General features: G+C 41.2%; 14 protein-coding genes. 9 read left to right on the top strand and 5 right to left on the bottom strand.

Going from position 1 to position 12940, the window contains the following annotated elements:
* Nucleotides 1–143 precede the first annotated feature (143 nt).
* From lytR to ACYVQ1_RS08185, 4 genes are all read right to left on the bottom strand, one after another.
* Nucleotides 144–1397 carry a glycopolymer--peptidoglycan transferase LytR gene (gene lytR, locus ACYVQ1_RS08200; protein ID WP_155211770.1) on the bottom strand — a complete coding sequence of 418 codons (1254 nt, stop codon included), beginning with the start codon at nucleotides 1395–1397 and terminating at the stop codon, nucleotides 144–146.
* An 8-nt stretch (nucleotides 1398–1405) separates the two neighbouring features.
* Nucleotides 1406–1927, bottom strand: a complete 522-nt coding sequence (locus tag ACYVQ1_RS08195; RefSeq protein WP_461250377.1) for a GNAT family N-acetyltransferase — start codon at nucleotides 1925–1927, stop codon at nucleotides 1406–1408.
* Complete coding sequence (gene tsaE, locus ACYVQ1_RS08190) at nucleotides 1920–2363, bottom strand: tRNA (adenosine(37)-N6)-threonylcarbamoyltransferase complex ATPase subunit type 1 TsaE (RefSeq protein WP_155211774.1); 444 nt, start codon at nucleotides 2361–2363, stop codon at nucleotides 1920–1922. The genes ACYVQ1_RS08195 and tsaE overlap by 8 nt, the downstream gene beginning before the upstream one ends.
* A 273-nt stretch (nucleotides 2364–2636) precedes the next feature.
* Nucleotides 2637–4058, bottom strand: a complete 1422-nt coding sequence (locus ACYVQ1_RS08185; RefSeq protein ID WP_070655576.1) for an NCS2 family permease — start codon at nucleotides 4056–4058, stop codon at nucleotides 2637–2639.
* A 208-nt stretch (nucleotides 4059–4266) separates the two neighbouring features.
* Here ACYVQ1_RS08185 and ACYVQ1_RS08180 point away from each other — a divergent pair, with 208 nt between their 5' ends.
* Nucleotides 4267–5079 (top strand): Cof-type HAD-IIB family hydrolase, encoded by an 813-nt coding sequence (locus ACYVQ1_RS08180; RefSeq protein WP_461250376.1) that lies wholly within the window; start codon nucleotides 4267–4269, stop codon nucleotides 5077–5079.
* 44 nt (nucleotides 5080–5123) lie between these two features.
* Here ACYVQ1_RS08180 and ACYVQ1_RS08175 read toward each other — a convergent pair whose 3' ends face one another.
* Nucleotides 5124–5855 (bottom strand): cyclase family protein, encoded by a 732-nt coding sequence (locus ACYVQ1_RS08175; RefSeq protein WP_461250375.1) that lies wholly within the window; start codon nucleotides 5853–5855, stop codon nucleotides 5124–5126.
* 378 nt (nucleotides 5856–6233) lie between these two features.
* Here ACYVQ1_RS08175 and ACYVQ1_RS08170 point away from each other — a divergent pair, with 378 nt between their 5' ends.
* The 8 genes from ACYVQ1_RS08170 (at nucleotide 6234) to ACYVQ1_RS08135 (ending at nucleotide 12908) form a co-directional block, all read left to right on the top strand.
* Complete coding sequence (locus ACYVQ1_RS08170; protein ID WP_461250374.1) at nucleotides 6234–7241, top strand: PTS sugar transporter subunit IIB; 1008 nt, start codon at nucleotides 6234–6236, stop codon at nucleotides 7239–7241.
* Between the two features lie 17 nt (nucleotides 7242–7258).
* Complete coding sequence (locus ACYVQ1_RS08165) at nucleotides 7259–8059, top strand: PTS mannose/fructose/sorbose transporter subunit IIC (protein ID WP_002886606.1); 801 nt, start codon at nucleotides 7259–7261, stop codon at nucleotides 8057–8059.
* Nucleotides 8060–8074: 15 nt separating this feature from the next.
* Nucleotides 8075–8989 carry a PTS system mannose/fructose/sorbose family transporter subunit IID gene (locus tag ACYVQ1_RS08160; RefSeq protein WP_414358922.1) on the top strand — a complete coding sequence of 305 codons (915 nt, stop codon included), beginning with the start codon at nucleotides 8075–8077 and terminating at the stop codon, nucleotides 8987–8989.
* Between the two features lie 12 nt (nucleotides 8990–9001).
* Entirely contained in the window at nucleotides 9002–9388 is a 387-nt protein-coding gene (locus ACYVQ1_RS08155) for a DUF956 family protein (RefSeq protein ID WP_347096125.1), read from the top strand.
* 265 nt (nucleotides 9389–9653) lie between these two features.
* Nucleotides 9654–10646, top strand: coding sequence for a PTS sugar transporter subunit IIB (locus ACYVQ1_RS08150; protein WP_455468517.1), 993 nt, complete (start codon nucleotides 9654–9656; stop codon nucleotides 10644–10646).
* A gap of 67 nt (nucleotides 10647–10713) precedes the next feature.
* Entirely contained in the window at nucleotides 10714–11529 is an 816-nt protein-coding gene (locus tag ACYVQ1_RS08145) for a PTS mannose/fructose/sorbose transporter subunit IIC (RefSeq protein ID WP_038675304.1), read from the top strand.
* A 14-nt stretch (nucleotides 11530–11543) separates the two neighbouring features.
* On the top strand, nucleotides 11544–12455 hold the full coding sequence (locus tag ACYVQ1_RS08140) for a PTS system mannose/fructose/sorbose family transporter subunit IID (RefSeq protein WP_014633591.1): 912 nt from the start codon (nucleotides 11544–11546) through the stop codon (nucleotides 12453–12455).
* A 78-nt stretch (nucleotides 12456–12533) separates the two neighbouring features.
* On the top strand, nucleotides 12534–12908 hold the full coding sequence (locus ACYVQ1_RS08135; protein WP_060972160.1) for a DUF956 family protein: 375 nt from the start codon (nucleotides 12534–12536) through the stop codon (nucleotides 12906–12908).
* The last annotated feature ends 32 nt before the right edge of the window (nucleotides 12909–12940 follow it).

Below are 12940 nucleotides of genomic sequence, written 5' to 3'. Positions count from 1 at the left end.
CTTACACACACAAGAGACGAAGTTTCTACTCCGCCTCTCTTTCGTTATTTTCCTATATTATAGCATAGCTCAAAAGCCATTGCAAGGAATAACCATATCTCTGTCATTTCAAAGCAAAAAGGTTGGGAATCACCCAACCTCATTTATTGTGCCGCTGGAACAGTGCTATAGGTAGTCACACCCGATCCATTATTATTGTATGTAGGGGTTGTCGTACCTTGTTCCTGAACATAATTACCTGTGTTTTCACTATAATTATTACTATAGTTAGAACCTCCATTATAGGTACTTACCGATCCACCACCTGCTGCCTCAGATGGCCCAGCCTCATAATTTGAAGATGCTTCACTTGAAGCTGCACTTCCTTTAGAATTAACGAAATCATCTGAACCATAGTTAGAGCTACCAGATCCATAGAGAACCAAACTAGTCTTAAGATTGGATTCAGAGACTTTTTTCTTACCAACTTCCTTCTTAATACGGTTTTGCACCTTAAGAATATCCTCAGTAGAGGCCACTTGATAGCTTCCTCCGTTGATCATGGCATCCGAACCAGCCAATTGGTATGACTTAATATTTTTAAGTGCATCACTATAGCCCATCAAGCTACGCAGAGTATTGGTATCACCAAGATCAATGCTAGTTTGAACATTTGAACTTACAGCTGACAAGATTTTCTTGTAAGAACCAATCGAGTCCATCTTCAAGAGCTTAGCTACAACTTTTTGAATAACCTCACGTTGACGTTTTTGACGACCATAGTCACCATCAGGGTCATCGTAACGCATACGTGAATACACTAAGGCTTGCTCACCGTTGATTCTATGGGTTCCAGGCTCAACTTTTGCCTGAAATTCTGGTTCATTTTCTGCAATTGAAATAGGGAAATCAAAATGATTCGTTACCTCAATTCCACCAACGGCATCTACCAGATCAATCATACCCTGCATATTAATCAGTGCATAATAGTCAATATCAATATCTAAAACCTTTTGAATAGTTGAAATAGCCAAGTCAGCACCACCCTCAGCATAGGCTGAATTTAGTTTTGCTTCCCCCGACCCCTCAATATCTGTCAAAAGGTCACGTTCCAAACTGGTCATGGTTGTTTTCTTAGTCTTAGGGTTCACTGTTACCAAGATCATGGTATCAGAGTTCCCTTCCCAGGTTTCCTTACGTTCTTTGGATCCTGTATCTACCCCCATCAACAGAATAGTTATAGGCTTAGTCTGTTGAATGGCCTTACTATTCCCAGAAGTTGCTTTAGAAGCCCTAAACGTTTTTGACAATTCGCCTGTGGCGTAATTATAAGTTGTCGTTAGGTAAATACCAGCAGCTACTACTGTCGTTGCAAAAATCGCCAACAACATCAATAAAATTTTTCGTCCAAGTTTCATGTTTTTTCCTAATCTATGAGTTTAGCCATAAGGTAAACATCTAGAAATTCTCCATTTTTAGTTCTTGCACCACGTTTCTTAGTGCCTTCAATGTCAAATCCAAATTTTTGATAGAGGTGAACCGCCCGTTTATTACGTGCTTGAACCGTCAACTCTAAGCGGCGGATAATCGGTGTATGATCCGCCCAGTCAATCATTGTTTCCATCAAAAACTGACCAACACCATTTCCCCAGTAGGGTTTAGCAACCGCAATAAATACGTCACCAATATGACTAGTCTTAGTATCTTGATCAGAGGTTACATTACAAACACCAATGACCTCACGACCCAATTTTGCCACCAAACAAATCTCATTAAGCATATGCTGATGGCCTTCAATATAAGATGCTAACTGTTTGGCACTCAGTATAGAACTTCTAGCATCTTGTGCTAGAAAATCCGATTCCAAGGCTACAGTCTCTAGTAAGCGAGCTAGAGAGGCAGCATCCTCTCTTTGAGCTTCCTCAATGACTAATTCTTGCTCAGCCATTTACCATTTCCTCCTGAATCTCCTTACTTCTAGGACCGAAAGATTCAAAAAGCAACCGACGCCCGTCTCCATGATGTGATATCGAAATTAGGAGATAGTCCCCTAACAGACTCTCGTCTAGGAGCTCACCCCACTCGATGATTGTCACGCCTTCACCATACAGAAAATCATCCAAATCAATAGAATCAGGATCATCACCAATGCGGTAGACATCTAAATGATAGAGTGGCAGTCGCCCCTCATACTCCCTTACAATAGTATAGGTTGGACTCTTTATCATTTGAGAAATATCCAAACCTTTGGCAATTCCTTTAGTTAAGGTCGTTTTGCCAGCTCCCAGATCACCTGAGAGAACAATTATATCTCCAGAATTGAGCAGTCGCCCTAGCTTTTGACCGATACTAATCAATTCTTCTTCATTTTGACTGTAAATCATGTTCTCATTATATCAAAAAATAGAAATATGGACTAGAATCCACTGTAAAAATACAGTAGAAACTTATAAATATTGAATCATTTAAGTAAGAAATTAAGATCTATGTTTTAATTTTTCATTTATCTTAGACACATCAAATACTCATAGATTAGATTTTTTGTGAAATTTCTATGACATTGAAAATTCATCAAAAGAAACTCTCTCACCTTTCTCCCACATAAAAATTGCAAAAAGAAAAAGCCTGACAAATGTACAGACTTTTTCTTTCAAGGTTTAGAACACAGCCATACTGATGAAGTTAAGGATAAACAAGATATCCAAAATCCACATAATAAAGTGGACATCCTTAGCTTGACCTTTGACAATTTTGACCAAAGTATAAGTAAGGAACCCAGCTGCGATACCATAGGTAATGCTATATGAGAATCCCATGAAAATAGAAGTGAAGAAAGCAGGAATAGCTTCAGACAAGTCTTCCCAATCCACACTCTTAAGGTTAGAGAGCATCATAACACCTACAATAATAAGAATAGGTGCTGTTGCTGCATTTGGAACGATTGATACCACTGGACTAAAGAAACTAGAAATGGCAAAGAGCACAGCAACCACAAGAGCTGTCAAACCAGTACGTCCACCAGCACCAATACCAGCTGCAGATTCAACGTAAGTTGTAACGTTTGAAGTCCCTGCAATGGCACCAATACTTGTACCAACAAGGTCCGAGTAAAGGGCACGGTCAAGAGCTTTTGATTCGTTGTTATCACCTGTTGAAGCAATGATACCAACCTTTTCACCAGTACCGATTAAGGTACCGATAGTATCGAAGATGTCAGTCAACGAAAAGGCGAGAATAGCCATAAAGACACCAGGCAAACGAGAAACATCTGCAAAAAGCGATCCCAATCCCTTAGATCCAAGCGCTGCACCAAAGACTTGACCAAGATCTTTAATAGATGATGTCAAGCTAGCTGCGTGCCAGTCAATGCTTCCAAGATCAACGACACCAGCAAAAATAGCAATGATAGTCGTTACGAGGATTGAAAGCAGAACACCACCACGTATACCTTTAACGATAAAGAAAATCGCAATCGCAAGACCAATCAAACCGACAATAACAGTTGGGTTATTGAAGGCAACCAAACCTGGTGTAGCTGATGATGAAGCTGTAATTGAAGCCTTGGCCATATCAGCACCTTTACCTGCTACAGTGTAGGTATGAGGATTAATTGAGAATTTCAAGAAACCAGCATTTTTAATTCCCACATAGGCAAGGAAAACACCGATACCTGCTGAAATCGCAGATTTAAGGGCTGTTGGAATAGACTCAATAATCATCTTACGTACTTTAGTTACTGTGATAATCAATGAAATAACACCACATAGAAAGACCATCGCTAAGGCCTCTTGCCAAGAGTATCCCAAAGAAAAGACCACTGTATAGGTGAAGAAGGCATTAAGTCCCATACCTGGTGCTTGAGCGTAAGGTAGGTTGGCATAAAAGGCCATCATCAATGTCCCTGCAACCGCACCAATAATTGTTGCTAAGAAAACACCTTGTGCAGGCATCCCTGTTTGAGCCAACATCGCTGGGTTAACAAAGAGGATGTAAGACATGGCAAAGAAGGTTGTCAATCCGGCAGTCACTTCTGTGCGGACGTCAGTACCATGTTCTTTCAATTTGAAAAACTTTTCCATGAAAGTTTAGACTCCTTAATAAAAAATATTGTCAAAATCCGAATAATTTCGGAACATTCTCACGTAGAATGCAACGTTACTATTCTACATGAAATTATTTGACGGTGCAAGGTTTATTTCCTGAGACTTTTCTTATGAAAAACCGAACGTTCTCAGAAAGCTCTTTCTTAATCACCAACAAAGGACAGATTTTTGCTATAATAGGAACATGACAAAAAAATTGATTGCACTAGATCTTGATGGAACGCTCTTGCGCTCAGATGGAACTATTTCAGAATTCACACAAAAAACGATTAAAGATGTACAAAACAAAGGACACCAAGTCGTTATTGCTACAGGTCGTCCTTATCGTATGGCTATCGACCATTACAAAACACTTGGGTTAGAAACACCACTCATTACCTTTAATGGTTCCTTGACCAATCTTCCAGACCAAGACTGGGCCTATGAGCATTCGGTTAAATTAGACAAAAAATATCTGATTGACCTCCTACAACGACACAATGAGTTAGAAATGGATTTTCTGGCAAGTGAATACCGAAAACATTTCTATATCACTATGAATCACCCAGAGCGTATTCAACCACAACTCTTTGGTGTTGATAAAATCATTGAGGCTATGCGTTTGGAACCAGCAAAAATTACACGCAACCCAAATGCTCTTCTTATGCAAACTCGTCATGAGGATAAGTACCAACTAGCTGATGACATCAAGAAGGACTTCAAGGAAGAAATTGAAGTTGATTCTTGGGGTGGCCCACTTAATATCTTGGAGTTTTCACCTAAAGGTATTAACAAGGCCTACGCCCTAAACTACTTACTCAAGGCCATGCGCAAATCAACGGATGATTTGATTGCTTTTGGTGACGAACACAACGACACAGAAATGTTGGAACTTGCTAAAACTGGTTATGCCATGAAGAATGCCAGCTCTGTCCTTCTCCCCCACGCAAACGAACAAATTGAGTGGACTAATGAAGAGGATGGCGTTGCTCGCAAACTCCAAGAACTCTTTTTGTAAACAAGAAAAGACACCGAAAATTTCTTCGGTGTTTTTTCTTATGATTAAGGTAAAATAGCCACTGCACGCACTGGGGAACCTGTCGCCTTGTCCCAGTGAGGAAATGCAATTGAAATCAAAGCACCAACGGCTGGAACTTGATCCAATTGATTCAAGACTTCTACCTGATAAATGTTTTGTTCCAAGAGGTAGTATTCGTTAACCAAGCCATGTTCTGCTGCTGGAATACCAGCATCTGTGTCAAAAGTCTCATGCCCCACTGCCTTGACATGACGCTCATGGATTAAGAATTCCAAAGCTTCGTGGCTCCAACCAGGACTTTGCTGAACACCATTCTCATCAAGGTTGCGCATGGCATCTTGATCTGGCCAACGCTTCGACCAATCACTACGAAAAGCAACAAAGGCTCCTTCTGTAATTTTTCCATGCTCTGCTTCAAAGTCTAAGATATCTTGTTTGCTCAAGATAAAGTTTGGATTCTCAGAGACCTCCTTAGACTTGTCGATAACATAGAGTGGCAAAAGGAGATCCTTGAGGGCAATCTCATCTAGCCAGCGACCTCCTTCGACAAAGTGAATAGGTGCATCAATATGAGTTCCGTATTGACCAACCACTGTAAATTTTTGAACATGGAAACCATCTTTTAAGGTAAAAAGGTCTTCTTGTTTCAAAGCAGGGAGGGCTGGAAAATGTGGACTTTCCGCATTAATTTTGTGGGTCAAGTCAACCCATTTCTTAGATTGCAATTCATTATAAATACTTAGTAAATCTGACATAAGGAGGTCCTCTTTTCTTATAGATTTAACCTTAAATAGTTAATTGAAGAAATTATAGCAGTCGCCACTAGCTATTACAAGCATTTATCTCATTTTTTCTTAATCCTATTTCCTCTAGTTAGGTATAGCTTCAAACTATATCTAACTCTTTTTATCTGAAAAGAAAGTATATTTGCAAAAATTTGATGTTTTTTTCAATTTTATGACACTTTTGTTACGAAAACTATTGACAAACCAATGATAACGCTTTATAATTAGAGTGTTCTAATTTTCGAGGGGCTAAAAAAATATTGTTGTCATTTTCATATCTTGAATGATAATACCAATAATCATTTTTCTATTCCTAAGAAGCAATATATAAAAGGAGGAAGAACACTAATGGGTATCGGTATTATTATTGCTAGCCATGGTAAATTCGCTGAAGGTATTCACCAATCAGGTTCTATGATTTTTGGTGAACAAGAGAAAGTTCAAGTGGTTACTTTCATGCCAAATGAAGGTCCTGACGACTTGTACGCTCACTTCAAAGATGCCATCGCTCAATTTGACGCTGACGATGAAATTCTTGTCCTTGCAGACCTTTGGTCTGGATCACCATTTAACCAGGCAAGCCGAATCAAGGAAGAAAATCCTGATCGCAAGATGGTTATCGTGACAGGACTCAACTTGCCAATGCTTATCCAAGCATATACGGAACGTATGGTAGCTCCTGACGCGGGGGTTGAAGAGGTTGTCGCTAACATTTATAAGGAAACCAAAGAAGGTGTTAAGGTCCTTCCAGAAAGTCTTATTCCTGCAGAAGACACTAAACCAGCCGACGCTAAGCCTTCTATTCCTAAAGGCACTATTCCTGAAGGAACAGTTCTTGGTGATGGAAAAATCAAATACGTTTTGGCTCGTGTTGACACACGTCTCCTCCACGGTCAGGTCGCAACAGGTTGGACTCACTCAACTCACCCAGACCGTATCATCGTCGTTTCAGACACTGTTTGTCATGATAAACTTCGTACAAACATGATTAAACAAGCTGCTCCATCTGGTGTTCAAGTTCACGTTATCCCAATTAAAAACATGGTTAAAGCAAACAATGACCCACGTTTTGGTGATACACGTGCTATGCTTCTCTTTGAATCTGTTGAAGATGCTCTTGCTGCTGTTAAGGCAGGTGTTGATGTTAAAGAAATCAACCTTGGTTCTTCAGCTTATAAAGAAGGTAAAGTTAACGTTACTAAGGCTCTTTCATTTGACCAAACAGATGTGGATGCTATCAAAGAGTTGCAATCATTGGGTGTCAAATTTGACGTTCGTGGAGTGCCAAGTGATAGCCCAGCAAACGTTGATGCCTTGATTAAGTCAGCTGAAACTAAATTAGCAGAGAAGAAATAATTTTGGAGGATGCATAAATGAGTTTAGTACAAATTATTTTAGTCGTAATTGTTGCTTTCATTATCGGTTGTAGCTCAGTTAACGACCAAATCGAAACATACCAGCCAGTTGTGGCTTGTTCCCTAATCGGTCTTGTTACTGGTCATCTCGAACTCGGTGTAATGTTGGGTGGTAGCTTGCAGTTGATCACTATGGGATGGGCTAACGTTGGTGCTGCCATGGCACCAGACGCTTCACTTGCCGCTGTAGCTTCTACAATCATCCTTATCTTGGGTGGTCAAGGAACTAAAGGAATTGGTCCTGCCATCGCCCTTGCGGTGCCTTTGGCTGTTGCCGGTCTTGCCTTGACAATGGTTGTCCGTACAGCAACTGTCTTCATCGCTCATATTATGGATAGCCGTGCAGAAGCTGCTGATATCGCTGGTGTTGAAAGATGGCACTTTATCGGTATGGCCCTTCAAGGTCTCCGTGTTGCTATCCCTGCCCTCCTTTTGCTATTGATTCCTGCACACCTCGTACAATCTGGTCTTGAAGCTATGCCTGAATGGTTGAAATCAGGTATGACAATCGGTGGTGGTATGGTTGTAGCCGTTGGTTATGCCATGGTTATCAACATGATGTCTAGTCGTGAAGTTTGGCCATTCTTCTTCCTTGGTTTTGCTTTGGCTGCCCTCAAAGAGTTGACCTTGATTAGCTTGGGTATCATCGGTCTCTGTCTTGCCGTTATGTACCTTGCACTTGAAGCTAGTGGTTCAAATGGTTCTTCAAATGATGGAGGATCAGGTGATCCCCTCGGTGAAATTCTGGAAGACTTTTAATTAGGAGGAAAGAAAATGGCTGATTCAAAAATTAAATTAACAAAAGCAGATCGTTTCAAAGCTTTCTTGCGCTCATACTTCCTTTTGGCTTCATTCAACTATGAACGTATGCAAAATGGTGGTGTGGCTTACACCCTTATTCCTGCAATCAAAAAACTTTATCAAACTAAAGAAGAGCGTGCTGCTGCCCTTAAGCGTCACTTGGAATTCTTCAATACACAACCTTTCATGGCCAACCCAATCTTTGGGGTTACACTTGCTTTGGAAGAAGAACGTGCCAACGGTGCTGAGATTGATGATGCTGCTATCTCAGGGGTTAAGGTCGGTATGATGGGACCTCTTGCAGGTGCCGGTGACCCTCTCTTCTGGTTTACCCTTCGTCCAATCTTCCTTTCACTAGGAGCAGGTTTGGCTGTTTCAGGTAACGTCCTAGGTCCAATCGTCTTCTTCGTTCTCTGGAACGTCATGGTAGCTGCCGTTAAATGGTATACTCAAGAATTTGGTTACCGTGCTGGTACTGCAATCACAGACGACTTGTCAGGTAACCTTCTTCAACAAGTAACTCGTGGCGCATCAATGATGGGGATGTTCGTCATTGGTTCTCTTATCCAACGTTGGGTAAGCATTACCTTCACACCTGTTGTCTCTGTTGTTAAACAACAAGAAGGTGCTTATATCGAGTGGGATAAGCTTCCAAAAGGTATTGCCGGTGTTAAAGCAGCCTTCCTAGAACAAGCTTCTGGTAAATCACTCGAAGCTAACAAGGTGACAACCTTGCAAGATAACTTGAACCAATTGATTCCTGGTCTTGCTGCCCTTGGTTTGACTTTCCTCTGTATGTATCTTCTTAAGAGAAAAGTTTCTCCAATCGTTATCATCTTAGGTATCTTTGTTCTAGCTATTGTGCTCCACATTATTGGTGTGCTTTAATCGGAGCAAGGTATGGTTAAATCGCTCAATACGGAAATGGCTCACACATCTAAGGGAACTTGGTTCCGTGAAGGGCCTATTTACGGAAATATCATGGTCGGTGATAAGGCCTTCGAATTTTACAATGATACGAAGTTACAAGACTACGTTCAAATTCCTTGGGATGAAGTCACTTATGTGATTGCTGATGTATACTTCGGTGGTAAGTTCATCCCACGATTTGAAATCCGTACTAAGCAAAATGGACGTTTCCGTTTTGCCAGTCGAAAAAGCCGATTAACTTTGAAAGAGATTCAAAAAAGAATTCCTCGAGAAAGTTTAAGAAAAGCACCTAGCTTTATCGTTGTTCTCAAACAAGGCTTTAAGAATCTTTTCCGACTCATTGTCAAGAAGAAATAATCTCCGAATATTATAAAAAGATTGTCCAATCTAATCGTTGGGCAATCTTTTTATAATGTTTTGCTCATTTTTGAAAGAAATTGACTTCTTTTGAAATTTTATCTCACTAGCTATTGACATTTACGTGAAAGCGTTTTACAATATAATTGTTCTTGATTTCTTATGTTTAAAAAGATTGAGAGACGCTTTTTTTAGCGTCTTGAAAAAAATCGGAGATAGTCTTTTTAAGCCTAGGAAAAAATAATTTATAAGGAGGAGAACACGAATGGGTATCGGTATTATTATTGCCAGCCATGGTAAGTTCGCTGAAGGGATCCACCAATCAGGCTCTATGATTTTTGGAGACCAAGAGAAAGTTCAAGTCGTGACTTTCATGCCAAGTGAAGGCCCTGATGATTTATACGCTCACTTCAACGACGCCATTGCACAATTCGATGCTGATGATGAAATTCTAGTTTTGGCTGACCTTTGGTCTGGTTCACCATTTAACCAAGCTAGCCGAATTGCTGGAGAAAATCCAGATCGCAAGATTGCCATCATCACAGGACTTAACTTGCCAATGCTAATCCAAGCATACACTGAACGTATGATGGATGCTAACGCTACTGCAGAGCAAGTTGCTGCTAATATCATCAAGGAAGCTAAGGGTGGTATCAAGGCACTTCCAGAGGAGCTAAATCCAGTTGAGGAAACAACTGCAGCTCCTGCGGAAGCTGCAGCACCGCAAGGAGCTATCCCAGAAGGGACAGTTATCGGAGATGGTAAACTCAAGATTAACTTGGCACGTTTGGACACACGTCTCTTGCATGGTCAGGTAGCAACTAACTGGACACCTGCTTCTAAAGCAGACCGTATCATTGTTGCTTCAGACGACGTTGCTAAAGATGAGCTTCGTAAAGAATTGATCAAACAAGCAGCACCAAACGGTGTTAAAGCAAACGTTGTTCCAATTCAAAAATTGATTGATGCTTCTAAGGACCCACGTTTTGGTAACACACACGCGCTTATCTTGTTCGAAACTGTTCAAGACGCACTTCGTGCTATCGAAGGTGGCGTGCCAATCAAAGAACTTAACGTTGGTTCTATGGCTCACTCAACTGGTAAAACAATGGTTAACAACGTTTTGTCTATGGACAAAGACGATGTTGCTTGCTTCGAAAAATTACGTGACCTTGGTGTTGAATTTGACGTCCGTAAGGTTCCAAACGATTCTAAGAAAGACTTGTTTGACCTTATCAAGAAAGCTAACGTTCAATAATCTTCATCCGGATAAATTAGTTGATAAACTCAACTAATCACAACTCAATAGAAAAGGAATTATTACCATGTCAGATATGTCAATTATTTCTGCAATTTTGGTCGTAGTTGTTGCCTTCCTTGCTGGTCTTGAAGGTATCCTTGACCAATTCCAATTCCACCAACCACTTGTTGCATGTACCCTTATCGGTGCTGCTACAGGTAACCTCACTGCAGGTATCATGCTTGGTGGTTCTCTTCAAATGATTGCCCTTGCTTGGGCTAATATCGGTGCCGCTGTCGCTCCTGACGCTGCCCTCGCCTCTGTTGCTGCTGCCATCATTTTGGTTAAAGGTGGTAACTTCACAACCGAAGGTATCGGTGTTGCGACTGCAACAGCTATCCCACTTGCGGTTGCCGGTCTCTTCCTAACTATGCTTGTTCGTACAGCATCAGTTGCCCTTGTTCATGCTGCAGATAAAGCAGCAGAAAGCGGAAACATCGCTGGTGTTGAACGCGCACACTACCTTGCCCTTCTTCTTCAAGGGTTGCGTATTGCTGTGCCTGCTGCCCTTCTTCTTGCTATCCCAGCTCAATCTGTTCAACACGCCCTTGGTTTGATGCCTGACTGGCTCAACCACGGTATGGTTGTCGGTGGTGGTATGGTCGTAGCCGTTGGTTACGCCATGGTTATCAATATGATGGCAACTCGTGAAGTTTGGCCATTCTTCGCCATCGGTTTTGCTTTCGCAGCAATAAGCCAATTGACACTTATCGCTCTTGGTGCTATCGGTGTCGCTATCGCCTTCATCTACCTCAACCTTTCTAAACAAGGTGGCGGAAATGGTGGCGGAACTTCATCTGGTTCAGGCGACCCAATCGGCGATATCTTGGAAGACTACTAGGAAGGGGTGCTCTCATGGCTGAAAAAATTCAATTATCTCAAGCAGATCGTAAAAAGGTTTGGTGGCGCTCACAATTCTTGCAAGGTTCATGGAACTATGAACGTATGCAAAACTTGGGTTGGGCTTACTCACTCATTCCTGCTATCAAAAAACTCTACACTAACAAAGAAGACCAAGCTGCAGCTCTTAAACGCCACTTGGAATTCTTCAATACCCACCCTTACGTAGCTGCTCCTATCATGGGTGTTACCTTGGCTCTTGAAGAAGAAAAAGCTAACGGTACTGACATCGAAGATGCTGCTATCCAAGGGGTTAAAATCGGTATGATGGGACCTCTTGCCGGTATCGGTGACCCTGTCTTCTGGTTCACAGTTCGTCCTATCCTTGGTGCCCTCGGTGCATCATTGGCACAAGCTGGTAACATCGCTGGTCCACTTATCTTCTTCATCGGTTGGAACCTTATCCGTATGGCCTTCTTGTGGTACACTCAAGAACTTGGTTACAAAGCAGGTTCAGAAATCACTAAAGACATGTCTGGTGGTATCTTAAAAGATATTACTAAAGGGGCATCAATCCTTGGTATGTTCATCTTGGCCGTCCTCGTTGAACGTTGGGTATCTATCGTCTTCACTGTAAACCTTCCAGGTAAAGTTTTGTCTAAAGGTGCCTATATCGAATGGCCTAAAGGTAATGTCAGCGGTGACCAACTTAAGACTATCCTCGGGCAAGTTAATGACAAACTTAGCTTCGATAAGATTCAAGTTGACACCCTTCAAAAACAATTGGATTCATTGATTCCAGGTTTGATGGGACTTCTTCTTACTTTTGCATGTATGTGGTTGCTTAAGAAGAAAGTTTCACCAATCACAATCATCATCGGACTCTTTGTAGTTGGTATCATTGCAAGCTTCTTCGGAATCATGTAAAAAGAGTAAGAGTTTAGCAAAGCTGAACTCTTTTCTTATGCTATAATAAAAGTACTACAATCAAAAAGCGAGATAGATATGGCACAATCATTAAACAAAACAGTTGAATTGCATACAACAGGCGTTTCCTACATGGCTATCGGAGGTAAAGTCGGTAAGTTTCTAATAGGAGATGTGGCTCTTGAATTCTACCCAGATGTCAATGTCGAGCAATACATTCAAATCCCATGGACAAGCATCACTCAAATCGGTGCGAATGTCTCCGGAAAAAGAATTAGTCGCCACTTTGAGGTTTTGACAGACAAGAGCAAATTCCTCTTTGCCTCTAAAGATTCTGGAAAGATTCTAAAGATTGCTAGGGAACATCTTGGTAATGAAAAAGTCGTCAAGTTGCCAACTCTCATTCAAACTATCGGCACTCGACTCAAAGGTTTATTTGCCAAAAAATCATAATTTTTGTATAATATAACAGACGGATAAGTACT

This window comes from Streptococcus parasalivarius (genome assembly GCF_054785155.1).
Note: the sequence above shows the minus strand (reverse complement) of the source record. Positions and strands in the feature narration are given on the sequence as shown.

Coding starts and splice junctions, on each gene's coding strand:
- ACYVQ1_RS08165 (WP_002886606.1), top strand. CDS start 7,259: ATGAGTTTAGTACAAATTATTTTAGTCGTAATTGTTGCTTTCATTATC.
- ACYVQ1_RS08195 (WP_461250377.1), bottom strand. CDS start 1,927: ATGGCTGAGCAAGAATTAGTCATTGAGGAAGCTCAAAGAGAGGATGCT.
- ACYVQ1_RS08185 (WP_070655576.1), bottom strand. CDS start 4,058: ATGGAAAAGTTTTTCAAATTGAAAGAACATGGTACTGACGTCCGCACA.
- ACYVQ1_RS08155 (WP_347096125.1), top strand. CDS start 9,002: ATGGTTAAATCGCTCAATACGGAAATGGCTCACACATCTAAGGGAACT.
- ACYVQ1_RS08160 (WP_414358922.1), top strand. CDS start 8,075: ATGGCTGATTCAAAAATTAAATTAACAAAAGCAGATCGTTTCAAAGCT.
- tsaE (WP_155211774.1), bottom strand. CDS start 2,363: ATGATTTACAGTCAAAATGAAGAAGAATTGATTAGTATCGGTCAAAAG.
- ACYVQ1_RS08175 (WP_461250375.1), bottom strand. CDS start 5,855: ATGTCAGATTTACTAAGTATTTATAATGAATTGCAATCTAAGAAATGG.
- ACYVQ1_RS08140 (WP_014633591.1), top strand. CDS start 11,544: ATGGCTGAAAAAATTCAATTATCTCAAGCAGATCGTAAAAAGGTTTGG.
- ACYVQ1_RS08150 (WP_455468517.1), top strand. CDS start 9,654: ATGGGTATCGGTATTATTATTGCCAGCCATGGTAAGTTCGCTGAAGGG.
- ACYVQ1_RS08145 (WP_038675304.1), top strand. CDS start 10,714: ATGTCAGATATGTCAATTATTTCTGCAATTTTGGTCGTAGTTGTTGCC.
- ACYVQ1_RS08170 (WP_461250374.1), top strand. CDS start 6,234: ATGGGTATCGGTATTATTATTGCTAGCCATGGTAAATTCGCTGAAGGT.
- ACYVQ1_RS08135 (WP_060972160.1), top strand. CDS start 12,534: ATGGCACAATCATTAAACAAAACAGTTGAATTGCATACAACAGGCGTT.
- ACYVQ1_RS08180 (WP_461250376.1), top strand. CDS start 4,267: ATGACAAAAAAATTGATTGCACTAGATCTTGATGGAACGCTCTTGCGC.
- lytR (WP_155211770.1), bottom strand. CDS start 1,397: ATGAAACTTGGACGAAAAATTTTATTGATGTTGTTGGCGATTTTTGCA.